This is a genomic window from Acinetobacter sp. 789_lipA (genome assembly GCF_058242845.1).
Window position 1 is genome coordinate 3,004,776 of the sequence record NZ_JBZAYS010000001.1, and the last position, 17,467, is coordinate 3,022,242.

A 17,467-nucleotide genomic window follows, 5' to 3' on the forward strand; every position below is an offset into this window, starting at 1 on the left:
CCTAGATTAGGTCAATGGCATTTTTTTTCAATAGCCATTTTTTGTTTTATTCTGTAATGCGTTATCTTTCACATTTAATCATTTATAAGATGAGTCAATATCTCAGACAGCACATCTTCGCATCTATTGTCCAATATGACTGCAATACACAATGCCCATTATCATGGCTGTTTTAGTCACTAGACTTAATATCTGCTTATAACAAAAAACAGAGCACTTAGGCTCTGTTTTTTCAAATATTTCAAGTTGTGCGTATTAACCGAAACGACCGGTAATATAGGCTTCAGTTAGCTGATGATCTGGCTGAGTGAAGACTTTCTCGGTTGAGTTCACTTCAATCAAGTCACCTAAATGGAAGTAAGCGGTACGATCTGATACACGTGCAGCCTGCTGCATCGAGTGCGTCACAATTGCAATCGTATACTGCGTTGAAAGCTCAGAAATAAGCTCTTCCACTTTCGCTGTTGCGATCGGGTCAAGCGCTGAACATGGCTCATCCATCAAAATCACTTCAGGGCTCACCGCAATGGTACGTGCAATACATAAACGCTGCTGCTGACCACCCGACAAGCCTGTGCCCGGTTGGTTTAAACGGTCTTTGACTTCATCCCAAAGGCCCGCTTTACGTAAGCTGTTTTCTACAATTTCTTCTAAGTCATACTTATCACGCGCCAAACCATGGAGTTTAGGGCCATAAGCCACGTTATCAAAAATTGACTTTGGGAATGGGTTTGGTTTTTGGAATACCATACCTACTTGAGCGCGAAGCAGTACCACATCTAGGTTTGGGTCATAAATATCTTGATTATCCAACATCACTTTACCCGTCACACGACAGCTATCAATGGTGTCGTTCATACGGTTCAAAGTACGCAAGAAGGTCGATTTACCGCAGCCCGATGGCCCAATAAATGCAATCACTTCATTTTCGTAGATATTCAAATCAATCCCTTTAATCGCTTCAGCTTCGCCATAGTAAACATGTACATCTGAAGTGCTGAGTTTGACTTGTCCTTGTGCCTGATCTTTCTTAGCAGAAGTCTGTGTATCGAACTGCGACACAAAAGAAGTACCCTGCTGACCTGAGGTCGTATTTGGGTTTGTAAATTGAGTGTGTTCTTGATTCACTGTTTGATCCTGATCTAAGGAATTTTTAACAACGGTATTCATATTTTGCCCTCACTTACCAACGGACTTCAAATTTCTTACGTAACCAAATTGCAATACTGTTGAGTCCAATCATCATTGCAAGCAGAACAATAATCGCAGCTGCTGTACGTCCTTCGAAGAAGTTACGCAGCTCATTACCTTGCCACAAGAAAATCTGTACAGGTAAAGCACTCGATTGATCAAATGGAGTTGTAGGTACACTTGCAACAAATGCACTCATACCAATTAATAACAGCGGTGCAGTCTCACCTAATGCTTGTGCTACACCAATAATTGCACCCGTTAGAATCCCCGGTAGTGCAAGTGGTAAAACATGATGGAATACGGTTTGTACACGTGAAGCACCTAGCCCTAAAGCTGCCTGACGAATTGATGGTGGTACAGCTTTCAACGATGCACGTGTCGTAATAATCACCGTTGGTAAAGTCATTAAGCTCAGCACTAAACCACCGACCAATGGCGCAGAAAGCGGTAAATGCATCCAGCCAATAAAGATCGCAGCACCGAGCAAACCAAAGACAATTGATGGTACAGCGGCAAGGTTGTTAATGTTGACTTCAATGACGTCAGTGATCCAGTTTTTAGGCGCAAATTCTTCGAGATAAATTGCAGATGCCACACCAATTGGAATCGAAATAATGATCACGATCAACATCATGAACAGCGATCCCATGAATGCCCCTGCTAAACCTGAAGTTGCAGGAGAACTACGCGAGTCTGGACTGACGAAGATGTTGGTATTGAAAGTATTTTCCATTACCCCTGAAGCTTTCATTTCATCGGCAAGTTGACGAACTTCTGGGCTCAACTGTTGCTGTTCATCAGGCAAACTACGGTCAATATTTCCTGCGAGCCACACATCAACGTTTGCATCGGCAAGTACTTTAATGTCTTCTTTCTTCCCGACCAATGATGGATCTTTCATCACCATATCACGTAAGCGATACGCTTCAGAACTGGTGTACAAAGAAGCCAAATCATCGCGTTTAGAAGCAAGTGCTGGGTCTTTTGCAATCATGGCATTCACGATTAAAGCATCCCAATCCACCATACCCATTTCAGTTTGCCAAGCAATAAAACGCTCTTCAAACTGCGCTGGAGATTCTCCTGCACGCTGTACAGGTTTTGCACCTGTCGTAATAATGGCAGGGTCAAAGTACACGGGTAAACTCATGCTACTTTGCCAAAAAGCAGGTAAGCCTTTTGATAAAATACTGCCAAAAAGTAGCGCGACAAAGAATAAACCTGCAATCACTGCCGAGAAACCAAAGAAACGAAAGGTTTTTTCTTTACGGTGACGTTTTGCCAATGAATTACTGATCGTTTGCTTACGCTTTTCTCGTAATTCTGCCGCAAGTTGTGGATCAAATACTTGATCTGCTGTGCTATTAGAAGTCGTCATTAGTCGTATTGCTCACGATATTTACGCACGATGTACAGTGCAACAATGTTCAAACCAAGCGTAATCACAAAGAGTGTCAGACCCAGTGCAAATGCCACCAAAGCTTGCGGGCTTGCAAAGTCAGTATCACCTGTCAATTGGTTTACGATGGTAATGGTCACAGTTGAAATAGCTTCAAGTGGATTGGCATGCAGTAAAGGACTGTTCCCTGCTGCAAGCACCACAATCATGGTCTCACCGATGGCACGTGATGCTGCAAGCAAGAACGCGCCGATAATGCCCGGAAGTGCTGCTGGTATCACCACCTGACGAATGGTTTCAGACTTTGTCGCACCCAAACCTAATGAGCCATCACGTAATGCACGTGGTACCTGCGTGATAATGTCATCAGACAGCGATGAAACGAAAGGAATAATCATGATCCCCATGACGAAACCAGCAGTGAGTGCGCTGGTTGCGTTGATGTGTAAACCAACGGATTCACCAAGCATTTTAAAGAATGGGCCAATGATCATCAGTGCAAATACACCGTAAACAATGGTTGGAATCCCTGCGAGCACTTCAATGGTTGGTTTTGCCCATGAGCGGAAACCAGAAGATGCATATTCAGCAAGATAGATTGCGATCATTAAACCCACAGGGACTGCAACTAAGAGTGCAATACCACTGACCATTAAGGTGCCCCAAAGTAGCGGAAGCAAACCATAGCTGCCGTCTGCACTACCTGAAGTACTAAAGCCAGGGTTCCATTCTGTACCGAAGAAAAAGTCGAGTGGACTCACAAAGTGGAAGAATCGCATCGCTTCGCTGAACATCGACATCACGATACCAATCGTAGTTAGAATCGCGACACCAGAACAGAGCGCAAGTGCAACATTGATGGCTTTTTCAACTTGGTTACGAGCGCGAAACTGAGTTGCAATGCGCTTTTTCGCAGCGACTAAACCTGCCAGTGCCGCACAAATCACCACTGCAATTTTGGCAAATGTACCAATGCTTTGAAACTTCGCCAGTTGCTCCGCAGCAGCAAGCTCATACGCGGCTGGTGTGTCTGTGACACCAAAACCTGAGGCAATCGCTTCCACACGGTTGATCAACACATCTGTACTAGCAGCATCTAAAGTTGCAGCGACTTGTGCTGGCACGTGATTTAGTACCACATGATTCAAAACATTTGGTTCAACAATATTCCAAACAATCAAAATTAAAAAAGCAGGGATACCACACCACAAAGCCACTAACGCACCGTAATACCCCGGACGTGAGTGTAATTTTGCAGAATTATTTCCTTTACCTGCTAAGTTACGGCTCTGGCTTAAGCCCATTTGATAGGCTATGGCAATCAGTGCCAATAACACACCTATAAGTAGCAGATTCATGTATTCTCCACGGTTCTTTCAATTTTCATTATTTGAAAAAACTTAATCCTAGTAAAAAACGTCAAAGGTAGGACTTGCCTACCGTTGACTGTTTCTACGCTTAATTACTTAACCGCTTTGCCTGCTTTAAAGTTCGCAAGAACTGCTGCACGCTCTTTGTCTGACATTGAGATCAAACCTGCACGCTCAAGCTTAGAACCTTTACCTGATACTTTCTTGCTGATGAAGTATTCAGTGTATTCTTTTAAGCCTTTGATTGATTTCAAATGCTCACCCTTCACGTAGAAGAATAGTGGGCGAGAAACTGGGTATGAACCATTCAAAATAGTCTTTTCAGATGGTGCAACATTGTTCACTGTAGCTACGCGTAACTTGTCACGGTTTTGGTCATAGAAACCTAAACCAAACACACCTACTGCGCTAGGCGACGTTTTTAAGCGCGCTAAAGTTTCAGTGTAGTCACCCGCAATCTCAATCACTTTGCCGTCTTTACGGAAAGTTGAACATGCTTTCTTTTGTGCATCTTTATCCATTGCTTTGATTGCTGCATAAGTTTCGCAGCCTGCATCAACCATTTTTTCTTGGAACACTTCACGTGTACCGTGGTTTGATGCTGGAATCACTAAAGTGATTGGTTCGTTTGGAAGGCTTTTGTCAATTTGGTTCCAACGTGTATAAGGGTTTGCAACCATTTTACCGTTAGATGGTAACTGCGCTGCTAAAGCTGCATAGACGTGCTGTGGGCGTAATTTGTATGCTGCTTTGCTTGCATTTGAAGCGAACACGATACCGTCATAACCAATTTTGATTTCGATCACTTGGTTCACACCAGCTTTCTTACAAGCAGCTAATTCTGTATCTTTAATTTTACGAGATGCGTTTGCGATATCAATTGTGTTATCACCCACACCATTACAGAACTGTTTTAAGCCACCTGAAGAACCGCCAGAACCAACAACGGGTGCTTTAAATTGTGGGAAAGTATTGCCAAATTCTTCAGCAACAATACTTGCATATGGTAAAACTGTTGAAGAACCCGCAATTTGGATTGTGTCACGAGCTGCATTTGCCGTGGTTGCTACAGCTGCCCCAGAAACTACTACTGCAAGTGCGATATGGTTTAAGCGCATATTTGTTATCTCACATATTAAACATTTTGGAGTACGCCACTTTTTATTCAGTCTTGTACTTTTTTGGATAACTGCATTTTGATTTCAGAATATGACAAGCAAGTTACAGCATTGTGACACTTTCATGATGTTTATTTTTATTTGTCCATGATTCGTTACACTTTGTTCAATTTCACCCACTCTAAACACGTAAAGAATTTTTCTTATTTCGATATACCGAGAGTGCATAATTCATTTTACATCAACATCTTTTACGCTTTTATAAAAAATAAAACACATTTAGAATCAATACATAAAGCAAAAAAGAACTCCATAGACTTTGATTTCTTTAACATTGAATAGCCCTTCTAATCTATAAAAATTTGCGTATACCCATATGCAGAATCCATATAAATTTTCGCCATTTGTCAGAATTTCATAACCTATAAATGACAAATGAGTGGTGTCATATTTAGAAAATTGAGCGTCATTTAGGTCTTAATTTTTACCTTTTATCCCTTATTTATTACTGAAAAATAGCATGCTCATCTTGAATACAAGAGCCAATTTATGACTTTTAGACTCAGGTACCTTTCTTATTTTTAGAAATATTTGTCCGAATAATGGGTATTTCTGACGATACCGCTTTATCTTTTTTCTAAAAGATAGCTCAATGAAGGAGATTTTGGGCTTCATCTACCCTTTACTGCCGCCTTAACCTTTCATTTTTCGTAAGAAGCTTGACAAGTCATATGAATGCGGCTTTTCCCATGAGCGCTAGCCAAACACATTTATTTACCCCAAATTGCCGTGATTATGACAAGGACTTGCCTGTCGTGCAGGTCATACCTTTAACTTAAAAATTCATGAAGAAAATCATTTGCCTATTGAAAATCAAAAGCCCGAATATTTAGCTTTAGTCTTAACTATTGAAGTTCATTTTCCTGAAAATCATAGTTCAAGCAGATATCGAAAACTACTTCATAGAAAAATAAAGCATCTCCAACATAATTAAAATTAGATGCTTAGCCAATAGATGTTATGCATTTTAATATTTACAACATATAAAAAAAGGAGCTGATATCAGCTCCTTTTTTTTAACACAAACAATCGATTAAGCAATTGCAGGTGTATAGGTTCCATCTGCGATTGGACCTTTGATACGATCCGCTTCTGCAAGGACAAGACCAAGCAGGTTCTTCACGTTATCTAAAGTCGCAACTGGACTTAAAGTCGTCATTTTCAAAGATTGATTTTGACCCACTTTAGTGACACCAATATTCGCTTCACCACGTGCAAACAATTCGTCTGCAACGTTTTGGTTTAAGGTATCAAGCAATTCTACTGGATAGCCTTCTGGAACCACACGGAACAATACAGATGCAAATTGTGGATCAACCAACATCTCTAAACCAGCAGCTGCATTGATATAATCAGCAACGTCACGAGTTAAAGTAACGCCGTGGTCAATCATAGAGCCATACAGTTCTTCACCCAAGGCTTCAACAGTCATCCAAAGCTTTAACGCATCGAAACGACGTGTTGTTTGAAGTGACTTAGACACGAGGTTAGGCACGCCATGCTCTTCGTCATAAGCAGAGTTTAAATACTCAGCTTCATAGTGCATGAAACGATAGTTCGCTTCGTCTTTTAACAAGAACGCACCACAAGAGATGGTTTGGAAGTAATGCTTATGGAAATCCAGCGTAATTGAGTCAGAAAGCTCAATACCATCCAACATATCGCGATGATTGTTCGATAAGATTAAAGCACCGCCCCATGCCGCATCGATGTGCATCCACGCGCCATATTTGTTGGTGATTTCACGAATTTGCTTCAGTGGATCAATTGCACCTGCATCGGTCGTACCCGCAGTTGCAACCACACACGCCACAATCTTACCTTCAGCTTGAAGGTGAGCCATGGTTTTTTCAAATGCATCCACATCCATCTGCGCGTTCTCGTTCACAGGAACGGTCACGACTGATTGGAAGCCCATGCCCATCATCGCCATGTTCTTTTGCACAGAGAAGTGTGCATTTTCAGAACAAATGACTTTGACGTTGCGCATCGCATCGCCTGGCACGCCATCACGCTGTACAGACCACGGATTACCGTTTTCGTCTTTCCAGTTTTTCGCAATACATGCATCACGTGCAAGCAGTACACCCATCAAGTTTGACTGTGTACCACCAGAAGTGAACACACCAGCTTGACCTGCACCATAACCCACTTTTTGACGAAGCCAGTCAATCAACTGAACTTCCATCAATGAACCTGCAGGACTTTGGTCCCAAGAATCCATCGATTGATTCGTTGCATTAATCAGCACTTCAGCAATTTGACTAGTCACCATAGTTGGGCAGTGCAAATGCGCGAGCGAGTGCGGGTGATGGACTTTTAAGCTTTTGTTTAAGAAAAGCTCAACCATACGTTCAAGTGACTTTTGTACACCCAAACCTTCTTTAGAAGGATTAAATGCAATCGCGCTGCGTAGCTCTTTAATGCTACCACCTGTGTACATTTTGTCATTTTGCAACCATGCTGCAACTGCTTTAGTCGCTTGGTCCATTGCTGACGAATAGTCAGCAATGGATGCAGCATCATTGCAGAGTAACGCCTTACGGTGTTCTGCAAAATCAACCATGATTACGCGCCTCGAGTTGCAACAAGTGCTTCAGCAATTGCTTTCTTAAAGCGAACAATTACTTCTTCACATTCAGCTTGAGTGATAATAAGTGGGCAAAGTAAACGAATCACTGTACCGTTACGACCGCCTTTTTCTAACAATAACTTGTTGTTAAAGCATGCCGCTTGAATCGCTGCTGCCAGTTGACCATCTGCAGGTAAAGACCCCATATGATCCGCTGGTTTACGCTCATCAACAATTTCAACACCAATCATCAAACCACGACCACGCACGTTACCGATACATGGGAACTCTTGAGCAAGCTTTTTAAATTCAGCTTGTAAGAAATCACCACGTTCTTGTGCATTTTGCGCAAGGTTTTGTTCTTTGATGGTTTTGATCGTTGCAAGACCAGTACCCATTGCCAATTGGTTACCACGGAAAGTACCCGTGTGGCCTGCTGGCTGCCAAGCATCAAACTTACGTTTAATGCCCAATACAGCAAGCGGTAAGCTACCACCAACGGCTTTAGACATGACAACAACGTCAGGTTCAATACCCGCATGTTCAAATGCGAACATTTTGCCTGAACGTGCAAAGCCTGCTTGAACTTCGTCAAGAATCAACACAATGTTGTGCTTTTCAGTCACTTCGCGGATTTTTTTCAACCATTTGGTTGGCGCTGTTACCACACCGCCTTCACCTTGAATTGCTTCAAGAATAACAGCAGCTGGCTTGGTTACACCACTTTCAACATCTTCAATGAAGTTTTCAAAGAAATAAGTCAAAGCATCCACACCCGCTTCACCACCTAAACCAAGTGGGCAACGGTATTCATGCGGATACGGCATAAATTGAACGCCTGGCATTAAACCATTTACAGCATTTTTCGCAGACAGGTTACCTGTCATTGCAAGAGCGCCGTGCGTCATACCATGGTAACCACCAGAGAAACTAATCACTGTGCTACGACCGGTATACGTTTTCGCTAATTTAATTGCTGCTTCCGTGCCATCTGCACCCGATGGACCACAGAACTGTAGACAATACTCTTCCTTACCGCCTGGTAATTGTTCAAGCAATGCTTCAGTAAATGCATCTTTTAAAGGTGTCGTTAAATCCAAAGTATGTAAAGGAAGACCACTTGCAAGTGTATCTTGAATACTTTGAATTACCGCAGGATGATTATGGCCCAAAGCCAATGTTCCTGCCCCAGCTAAACAATCGAGGTACTCTGTACCTTCAACATCAGTAACCCAGCAGCCTAATGCTTTGGCTATCGCTAACGGTAATTTCCGTGGATAGCTACGAACATTGGATTCCATCTGACTTTGGCGAGTCAAATAGTATTCGTTAGTAGTATTAGTGGCAGGGTTTACAGAAGAAACGCTCATATCGAATTACCATCTCTGATATGGGTTGAAAGAAATAAGTCGGGTGACTTTTGGTCCTTTGACTCGGCGCTTTATAAATCTAGTCAGATAGCGTTTGGATACTTCATAACTAGGAGGCGGATGATACAGAAATTTTCAATAAAATAAACAGCTTTTGGATATTATCTGCCAGAAATTTACTAAAAAAATATATCATGCCAAACCATAGCTTAAATTATCCTCTTATAGTGTGACAACGTAAAGAATAGACGATGAATTTATTTATTTTTCAACTTCACCACAAAATTTCAAAATACTCACCCTGGTCAAAAAATAAGTTTTTGAAATAAATCACTTTATCTAGGTTTTTCTGAAAAATATTTTGTACCTTTTTTTACAATCGAACCACAATATTTTCGCAAATTCACCACAAATTGGCTTTAAGCTTTTTTACAAACGTTGCAAAACTCCTCCTAAATAAAAAAGGAATAAAAATGCGTCAATTCTTCATCCCAGCAATCGCTCTTAGTGCTTTATTTAGCTCAGCAGTTTTTGCTCAGTCTGAGAACCAATTGAACTACAATATTGTCAATGTTCAGGCCGAGGCAACACGCCAAGTATCCAACGATTTAATGAATGCAACGCTTTACATTGAACGCAGCAATAAGCAACCTGCTGAACTGGCTACTCAAATTACACAGTTGATGAATCAAGCCACTGCTTTAGCACGCAAATACCCAAGTGTAAAAGTCGAAACAGGCTCTCAAAGCACTTACCCAATTTATAATGATGACAACCAAAAGCTAAAAGAATGGCGTGGTCGTGCAGAAATTAATTTAGAAAGCACAGACTTTAAGGCGGCAAGTCAGTTGATTGGTGAGCTACAGCAAAACTTCCAAACGCAGTCAATCGGCTTTAGTGTGTCCGACACACAACGTAAGAAAGTGGAAAATGAGCTGATTGTTGAAGCATCGAAAAACTTTCAACAGCGTGCGCAATCATTAGCACAAGCATGGAGTAAGTCAGGTTATAACTTAGTTAACTTAAACATTAATACCAGCAACTACTACCCCCGCCCAGTCATGATGCGTGCAGAAAGTGCAAAATTTGCAGCAGCTGATGCGCCAATGCAAGATGTAGCTGGCGGTGAATCTAAAATCACTGTGAATGCGAATGGTACTGTTCAACTTAAATAACAGATTTCATTCAAATTCATCTAAAAAGCCACGTTTAACGTGGCTTTTTTATTGTGTGTCCATCAATAAAACTTTAATTCGCCTATTAATTTTAATGTTTTAATTGCAATAAGTGATAATGGTTATTATTTGATTTCAACAAAGTTCAGCATATGATAACCGCGCTCTTTATTATGGATTGTGCACAAAAGAATGATTTCATCACGTCTTCATCTGCAGGATCGCAGATTATTCAAAGCCAAACAACTCAGTATTGCGATTGGACTTTCTATGAGCTGCTTGACCTATACACAAGCAGAAGAACTCACTGAAGCAACGAGCAACAATGTGCTTCCGACCATCAAACTTGAAGCACAAGGCAACTGGTTAGAAGATGCCAATGCAGAGAAAGTGCAAAAGCATGCAGGCGCTCGTACGATTATTAATCGCAATCGCTTAGATGAAGTTGCTGCGACTTAAATTAAAGATGCCCTGAAGCAAGTGCCCGGTGTTCAAGTCCAAGAAAATAATGGTACTGGTGGGAGTGATGTTTCACTCAATATTGGTGTTCGTGGTTTAGCCTCTCGTTTATCGCCTCGTTCTACTGTACTGCTTGACGGTGTTCCGCTATCATTTGCGCCTTATGGACAACCTCAGCTTTCTCTAGCACCGGTATCATTAGGCAATATTGAATCTGTGGATGTGGTTCGTGGAGCAGGTTCTGTATGTTTTGGACCGCAGAACGTTGGCGGTATCATTAACTTTGCAACTCGCGCGATTCCTCAAGAGTTTGCAGGTAATATCAGCCTAACGACCGAATATGCTTCGGGTACAGATCAAGTTAAATACAGCCCGAACCTATTTGTAGGCGGAACCTTAGATAATGGTTTAGGCCTTGCTCTGCTATATTCGGGTACAAAAGGTGATGGCTACCGTGAAGCCAATAATAAAACTGACATTGATGATGTCATGTTAAAAACGGCCTATCAAATTACAGATGCGGATGCGATTGCCTTAAACCTACATCACTATGAAGGTTATGGTGAAATGCCTGAAGGCTTAACTGCCGAAAAATATGCACAAAACCCTTATCAGTCAAATAAGTCACGTAATTATTTTTCTGGTCGCCGCTCAGATGTGTCATTCCGCTATACCCATCAAGATGAAAAAAATAACTTTGAATTGCTGACCTATTATATTGACTCATTTCGCACGAGCGACTTAGAGACAGATCTTAGTGCAACGACTTCGCGTATGGACACCTCTCCACGCGACTACAAAGTTTTTGCCATTGAACCGCGCTGGTCTCGTGCATACCAATTAGGTAGCTCAAATAGCGAATTTACTATCGGCTATCGTTATTTAGATGAAGATAGTTCTGAGTTCTCAGGTCGCTCATCTACATATGCATTGAATGCACCTGTGACCGAAATTAAAGCACGTACCACAAGTGAAGGGGGCACTAAAGCACATGCAATTTATGCAGATAACCGCTTCGATTTAGGGAACTGGGTCATCACACCGGGACTACGTTTTGAATCAATTGAAACGCATAACAATTTTACTGCCTATAACCAAGGCGTAGCAGTTAATACCGTTTCTCCAAAAATTGATTCAGATGAGTTTTTACCCAGCCTATCGGTCATGTATAAAGCGACAGACAATTGGAACATTTTTGCCAATGCGGGCGTTTCATTCGGCCCACAGCAATACAACCAATTGGCACGTTTAGAAGGTGGGGTTGCGCAAAGCACAACGGATGGCTTGCATCCTGAAAAGTCCAACAACTATGAAATTGGGACGAAATATTTAGGCAATGGTCTAAATGCAGAATTAACCGCGTTTTATTTAGACTTCAAAAAAGAGTTAATTTTAGAACGCGATGCCCAGAACAATGGCATTTGGACAGACTTAGGCGCAACCAGCCACAAAGGTGTAGAACTTGGTCTGGCTTATGACTTTGCTTATTTGACCGATGCGCTTGAGGGCTTAAAACTCTATAGCAACTACACCTTCACCAAAGCTGTGGCTGAAGCAGGTGACTTTGAAGACAAAGACCTTCCTTTCTACTCACGCCATACAGCAAATGTTGGTTTAGGCTATAAAGTGAATCAATGGAGCGTCAATGCAGATATGTTTGCCCAATCTAAGCAGCATTCTCCAGGTTCGGGTGATACCTATCAAACTGACGAATCGGCTGATGGAAAATTAGGTGATATTCCTGGTTATTCCACTTTTGCCGTGCGTACAGCCTATGACTTTGGTGAGCAATTCCACGGTTTAAAAATCGCGGGTGGCGTTAAAAACGTGTTTGATAAACAATATTTCACACGTTCTACTGACTCAACAGGCGGAAAATATGTAGGGCAACCACGTACCTTCTACCTTCAAACGTCATTTGATTTCTAAAACTGAAAGCCAATTAGTTCAACTACATTGAACTGTTAAAAAAGACTACATTTTTGTGGTCTTTTTTATTTTAACAATATGACAAAATTATGACTCTCTTCCGTACTTGATAAACACAATCCACTTTCATGACTCTTTCAGAACTTAATTTATCGCTTTTTTCATGGATTAATGCTTCTCCTGAAGCCAGTAATACCAGCATTCATTTTGCCATTTTCATCGCCAATGACCTGCTCTATTGCATGATTTTACTGTTTGCTTGGTTTTGGCTACGTGGTAACTATGACACTAAAAAGCAGATATTGAAGGCGTTTATTTTTACCAGTATCGCCATTTTGATCAGTCAATGTATTTCTCATGTGTATTATCACCCAAGGCCTTTCGTCATGGAGGTCGGACGCACTCTCATTTACCATGCACGCAATGGCTCTTTCCCGAGTGACCATATGCTGATTTTTAGCAGTATCGCATTTTCTTATCTATTCTCTGCACAGCGTAAACTGGGAATTTTTCTCTTGTTCATGGCTTGGCTGGTTGCATGGTCACGCGTCTATCTTGGTGTGCACTTCCCTTTAGATATGCTCGGCGCTTTTCTATTGGCTTTTGCCTTAAACTTCTTTGGCTTAAAGCTTTGGAATCTCTATAAAGATAAAATCATGCAATGGGTACTCACCATTCACTTTTACTTATTTAAGCCACTTATTCAAAAAGGCTATATCAAATAACTTTTGCTTTAAAACAAAAAATCCCGCTCGAAAGCGGGATTTCTTTAATGCGTTTAAATCAGTAGATCGCCATGTGGTTTCGATGGATCATCTCAAGTGAACGTGCTTCACCTAGGACTTGGTGAACTTTATCTGACGCCAAGCCCTTTACCAACTCCGCAGAACGCGAACTAAAGTTGACACGTCCAACCGCAACACGTCCGCCTTGGATATCAACACATTCAACCACGTCACCGCGTTCAAAATGCCCTTCCACAGCTTTCACACCAACTGGAAGTAAACTACGATGATTATCTTTAATCGCCTTGACAGCACCATCATCCAACACCAAACGACCCGCAGTTTGTAAGTGAGCTGCTAACCACTGTTGATGAGCAGTAATGCGGTCATTGTCAGTAATAAACAATGTCCCAAGCATTTCACCATCCATCAAACGTGCAAGCACATTGTCGCTTTCACCACTGGCAATCAGCGTTGGACAGCCAGACTTTGCAGCCAAGCGTGCAGCACGGACTTTGGTCAACATCCCACCACGACCAAACTTACCGCCACCGCCAGCCATATCAAACAAACTCTCATCTAGAGCACGCACAGTATGGAACAGTTTAGCGTTTGGATTTGAACGTGGGTCTGAGTCGAACATCCCCTGCTGATCAGTCAAAATAATTAACAAATCTGCATGGACTTGACCTGCAACCATTGCGGCCAGCGTGTCATTGTCACCAAAGCGAATTTCATCGGTCGAAACCGTGTCATTCTCGTTGATTACAGGAATGACATGCCATTCAATCAAGTTCTGTAAAGCATCACATGAGTTCAAATAACGACGACGGTCTGCCAAGTCATCATGGGTTAATAACACTTGCGCAGTCTGAATGTGGTGTTTTTCAAGCACACTTGACCACGTATGAATAAGGCCCATCTGACCAATGGCAGCACACGCCTGAAGACTGGGTAGATCGGTGGGTCGGCTGTCTAGCTTCATACGAACCATACCTTCAGCCACAGCTCCTGACGACACCAGAATAATCTCATGTCCTGCATTGTGTAGATCTGCAATTTGTTTCGCCCAATGCGAAATTGCATCTATATCTAGACCTTGCCCATTTGCTGTGAGTAAAGATGATCCGATTTTAACAACGATTCGTTTACAAGCTTCGAGCTTACGTTGCCCATCTACCACTTCTATCATCTTGTCCTCAGTTACTCATTACGAGCTTAACGTACGTAAAACACTTCCATTTCGCCGTCATCTTCATCATCGTCTTCATCATCATCAGCCAACAGGCCTGCAAGACGTTGTTGACGACGCATTTCACGATATGCTTCTTTAGCGGCAATCGTTTGTTCTCGTGTTTCAGCTTCAAGCTGCTCACGGAATGCTTTCACTTCTGCTGCATACTCAGGATCTTCAAGCTCACGTTCACGTTGTTGCTCAATTTGATCCATCAGATAATACACAACTGGTTTTGTCCCTTCAGACATCAAACCTGAAGTTTTAAATACAGGACCATCCCACTGCATTTCATCTAAGATATGCTGACACCATTCATCACGCGTATCGTCTGAAAGTTGGTCAACTTTGTTTAACACTAGAACGATAGGTAACTTTGAAAGTGTCGGAGAGAACTTCTCTAATTCACCCAAGATCGCTTTTGCATTGTATGCAGGATCAGAACCATCAATCGGCTGAACATCCACAATGTGAAGCAAAATACGCGTACGCGCCAAGTGCTTTAAGAAACGAATACCAAGACCCGCACCTTCAGAAGCCCCTTCGATCAAGCCAGGAATATCCGCCATTACAAATGAACGGTGACTGTCTGCATCGACCACACCAAGGTTTGGAACCATCGTAGTAAATGGATAGTCTGCAACCTTAGGTTTTGCTGCTGATACGGCACGAATAAACGTCGATTTACCTGCATTTGGCATACCTAGTAAGCCAACATCGGCCAGTACTTTTAGCTCTAAACGAATTTCACGGAATTCACCTTTAAAACCATGGGTACACTTACGTGGCGAACGGTTCGTCGATGATTTAAAGTGAGTATTACCCAAACCACCATCACCACCCGCTGCGACAAGCACACGCTGACCACTTTCAACCAAGTCGCCAATAATGTCACCTGAGTCAGTATCAACAATGGTTGTACCTACAGGAACCTTTAATACGGTGTCTTCACCACCACGGCCTGCGCAGTTCGCGCCACGACCATTTTTAGCTCGTTCCGCACGGAAACGGCGAGTATAACGGAAGTCTACAAGGGTACTGGTATTATCATCAGCTTCGATAAATATGCTACCACCACGACCACCATCACCACCGTCTGGACCACCAAAAGGTACGAATTTTTCACGGCGAAAACTGGCTACGCCATTGCCACCGTCGCCAGCCTCTACGGTAATGACTGCTTCATCAACAAAGCGCATGCTGCCAATCCTCTAAATACTTTAAAACCGCATATTCTGCCATATTTTACAAAATTTCTCGAATAGAATTATTGAGCGAAACATGAAATTTAGTGACAAATCACTTAAAAACGTGCATTTAGCTCTTTTTCTCTTGATTTTCTTCAGTTTTGTACCTGAAAACAATCAACCTAATCCCATGCTCAACTTACATAAATTAAGCAGCATATACTCTGTTACAAGCAAATCTATGACTTTTTGTGAAACCTATAACTCACTTAATTCAAACCATTTATTCTGCTTATTTTGATGTTAAGTCATTATTTTAAAGCTGAGACTCGCTCTTTATTTTCCAAGATCTCAGGCAAACTTTTTTCAATCCATCCAATTAGATACATGGTTTTTTCGGCCGCTTGAGAGCCCAGTATCGTCAATTGATACTCAACTTTAGGTGGAACTACAGGATAAACTGTCCGTAAAATAAAACCATCTTGCTCAAGTGTTTTAAGGGTTTGAGAAAGCATTTTCTCACTCACCCCTTCTATACGCTGTCTCAATTCACTAAAACGGTGTACGCCATCACTCAAACAACGCAACACCAGTACTGACCATTTGCTCGTAAGATGTTCCAATATGTCACGAGATGGGCACTCAGTGGATAAAACTTGACCTAATAGTTTGCTTGTTGCATAGGTGTGCATCATTTCTCTCCATTTGGTTTATTACTTACTTTTTGGTACGTACTTTCATTTAGTAAGTTATCAGATTAAGATAAAACCATCAAGTACAGAAAACAACCAATATAGGTGACTTATGAAAATTGCAATCACAGGTGCAACAGGCCAATTGGGTTCTATTGTGATAGAAAAACTTTTACTACAAACTGAGGCCAGCAACATTGTTGCGCTTGTGCGAAACCCAGCCAATGCGACACATCTCACAGCACAAAATATTGAAGTGCGTGAGTTTGACTATGACCGACCTGAAACTTTAGTCCCTGCTCTATCAGGTATAGATAAATTATTACTCATTTCTGCAAATGAAGTCGGTCGCCGTACACCTCAGCACAAGGCAGTGATTGATGCTGCAAAAGTGGTCGGTGTTCCTTATCTTGCTTATACTAGCTTACTACGTGCAGATACATCGCCACTCGGCTTAGCCCAAGAACACCGTGAAACTGAAAAACTGATTCAAGATAGTGGACTACGCTACACCTTCTTAAGAAATAACTGGTATAGCGAAAACTACCTTGCAGGTGTTGCTCACACCATTGAAATTGGGACGCTTTTTGGAGCAGCTCAAGATGGTCGCATTAGCTCGGCATCACGCATAGATTATGCTGAAGCTGCAGCGAGAGTCTTAACGTCAACTGTCCATGATAATCAAACCTATGAACTAGCAGGTTCACAAAGCTTTAGCCTCTCAGAGCTTGCAACATTGATTGGTCAAGCAGCGAGTAAAACCATTAATTATCAAAACCTAAGTGCGGAAGAATACACTCAAGGCCTAATTCAGGCGAGCTTACCTGCTGGCTTAGTTGAGGTCATCGTTGATGCAGACATTCAAACTATACAAGGTGCAATGTATAGTGACAGTCAAGACCTAGAACAATTGATTGGACGTAAAACTACGAACATTCAAGATGCGATCAAAGCTGCACTTTAAGCCACCCTTTTGATTTTCA

Annotated in this window: 12 protein-coding genes and 1 pseudogene; 4 read left to right on the forward strand and 9 right to left on the reverse strand. The window is 41.9% G+C overall.

Annotated elements, in window-relative coordinates:
- Window positions 1-255 precede the first annotated feature (255 nt).
- From pstB to AC4CUZ_RS14860, 6 genes are all read right to left on the reverse strand, one after another.
- Complete coding sequence (gene pstB, locus AC4CUZ_RS14835) at window positions 256-1,170, reverse strand: phosphate ABC transporter ATP-binding protein PstB (protein ID WP_004693593.1); 915 nt, start codon at window positions 1,168-1,170, stop codon at window positions 256-258.
- A 13-nt stretch (window positions 1,171-1,183) separates the two neighbouring features.
- On the reverse strand, window positions 1,184-2,572 hold the full coding sequence (gene pstA / locus AC4CUZ_RS14840) for a phosphate ABC transporter permease PstA (RefSeq protein WP_348937838.1): 1,389 nt from the start codon (window positions 2,570-2,572) through the stop codon (window positions 1,184-1,186).
- On the reverse strand, window positions 2,572-3,951 hold the full coding sequence (gene pstC, locus AC4CUZ_RS14845) for a phosphate ABC transporter permease subunit PstC (RefSeq protein WP_178927876.1): 1,380 nt from the start codon (window positions 3,949-3,951) through the stop codon (window positions 2,572-2,574). Before pstC ends, pstA begins: the two co-directional genes overlap by 1 nt.
- Before the next feature lie 104 nt (window positions 3,952-4,055).
- The gene (locus AC4CUZ_RS14850; protein ID WP_004693599.1) at window positions 4,056-5,081 is read right to left on the reverse strand and encodes a substrate-binding domain-containing protein; all 1,026 of its coding nucleotides are present in this window, start codon (window positions 5,079-5,081) and stop codon (window positions 4,056-4,058) included.
- A 1,093-nt stretch (window positions 5,082-6,174) separates the two neighbouring features.
- Window positions 6,175-7,707 (reverse strand): pyridoxal phosphate-dependent decarboxylase family protein, encoded by a 1,533-nt coding sequence (locus AC4CUZ_RS14855; RefSeq protein WP_490747876.1) that lies wholly within the window; start codon window positions 7,705-7,707, stop codon window positions 6,175-6,177.
- Window positions 7,708-7,709: 2 nt separating this feature from the next.
- Complete coding sequence (locus AC4CUZ_RS14860; protein WP_078426577.1) at window positions 7,710-9,083, reverse strand: diaminobutyrate--2-oxoglutarate transaminase; 1,374 nt, start codon at window positions 9,081-9,083, stop codon at window positions 7,710-7,712.
- A gap of 473 nt (window positions 9,084-9,556) precedes the next feature.
- On the opposite strand from AC4CUZ_RS14860, the gene AC4CUZ_RS14865 reads away from it, so the two are divergent.
- From AC4CUZ_RS14865 to AC4CUZ_RS14875, 3 genes and pseudogenes are all read left to right on the forward strand, one after another.
- Entirely contained in the window at window positions 9,557-10,258 is a 702-nt protein-coding gene (locus AC4CUZ_RS14865; RefSeq protein ID WP_281963610.1) for an SIMPL domain-containing protein, read from the forward strand.
- Between the two features lie 192 nt (window positions 10,259-10,450).
- Window positions 10,451-12,646 (forward strand): annotated as a pseudogene (locus AC4CUZ_RS14870) (TonB-dependent receptor family protein).
- Between the two features lie 128 nt (window positions 12,647-12,774).
- Entirely contained in the window at window positions 12,775-13,371 is a 597-nt protein-coding gene (locus AC4CUZ_RS14875) for a phosphatase PAP2 family protein (protein ID WP_178927873.1), read from the forward strand.
- A gap of 58 nt (window positions 13,372-13,429) precedes the next feature.
- Here the strand turns inward: AC4CUZ_RS14875 and proB are convergent, their stop codons facing one another.
- The 3 genes from proB to AC4CUZ_RS14890 form a co-directional block, all read right to left on the reverse strand.
- Entirely contained in the window at window positions 13,430-14,563 is a 1,134-nt protein-coding gene (proB, locus tag AC4CUZ_RS14880; protein ID WP_428855385.1) for a glutamate 5-kinase, read from the reverse strand.
- Between the two features lie 26 nt (window positions 14,564-14,589).
- Window positions 14,590-15,804 carry an Obg family GTPase CgtA gene (gene cgtA / locus AC4CUZ_RS14885; protein ID WP_490747878.1) on the reverse strand — a complete coding sequence of 405 codons (1,215 nt, stop codon included), beginning with the start codon at window positions 15,802-15,804 and terminating at the stop codon, window positions 14,590-14,592.
- Between the two features lie 299 nt (window positions 15,805-16,103).
- Window positions 16,104-16,484: a winged helix-turn-helix transcriptional regulator gene (locus tag AC4CUZ_RS14890; RefSeq protein ID WP_004693624.1), complete on the reverse strand. Its 381-nt coding sequence runs from the start codon at window positions 16,482-16,484 to the stop codon at window positions 16,104-16,106.
- 112 nt (window positions 16,485-16,596) lie between these two features.
- Here AC4CUZ_RS14890 and AC4CUZ_RS14895 point away from each other — a divergent pair, with 112 nt between their 5' ends.
- Complete coding sequence (locus AC4CUZ_RS14895; protein WP_490747879.1) at window positions 16,597-17,448, forward strand: SDR family oxidoreductase; 852 nt, start codon at window positions 16,597-16,599, stop codon at window positions 17,446-17,448.
- Window positions 17,449-17,467 lie beyond the last annotated feature (19 nt).

Coding starts and splice junctions, on each gene's coding strand:
- AC4CUZ_RS14860 (WP_078426577.1), bottom strand. CDS start 9,083: ATGAGCGTTTCTTCTGTAAACCCTGCCACTAATACTACTAACGAATAC.
- proB (WP_428855385.1), bottom strand. CDS start 14,563: ATGATAGAAGTGGTAGATGGGCAACGTAAGCTCGAAGCTTGTAAACGA.
- pstC (WP_178927876.1), bottom strand. CDS start 3,951: ATGAATCTGCTACTTATAGGTGTGTTATTGGCACTGATTGCCATAGCC.
- pstB (WP_004693593.1), bottom strand. CDS start 1,170: ATGAATACCGTTGTTAAAAATTCCTTAGATCAGGATCAAACAGTGAAT.
- AC4CUZ_RS14850 (WP_004693599.1), bottom strand. CDS start 5,081: ATGCGCTTAAACCATATCGCACTTGCAGTAGTAGTTTCTGGGGCAGCT.
- AC4CUZ_RS14865 (WP_281963610.1), top strand. CDS start 9,557: ATGCGTCAATTCTTCATCCCAGCAATCGCTCTTAGTGCTTTATTTAGC.
- AC4CUZ_RS14855 (WP_490747876.1), bottom strand. CDS start 7,707: ATGGTTGATTTTGCAGAACACCGTAAGGCGTTACTCTGCAATGATGCT.
- AC4CUZ_RS14895 (WP_490747879.1), top strand. CDS start 16,597: ATGAAAATTGCAATCACAGGTGCAACAGGCCAATTGGGTTCTATTGTG.
- cgtA (WP_490747878.1), bottom strand. CDS start 15,804: ATGCGCTTTGTTGATGAAGCAGTCATTACCGTAGAGGCTGGCGACGGT.
- AC4CUZ_RS14890 (WP_004693624.1), bottom strand. CDS start 16,484: ATGCACACCTATGCAACAAGCAAACTATTAGGTCAAGTTTTATCCACT.
- pstA (WP_348937838.1), bottom strand. CDS start 2,572: ATGACGACTTCTAATAGCACAGCAGATCAAGTATTTGATCCACAACTT.
- AC4CUZ_RS14875 (WP_178927873.1), top strand. CDS start 12,775: ATGACTCTTTCAGAACTTAATTTATCGCTTTTTTCATGGATTAATGCT.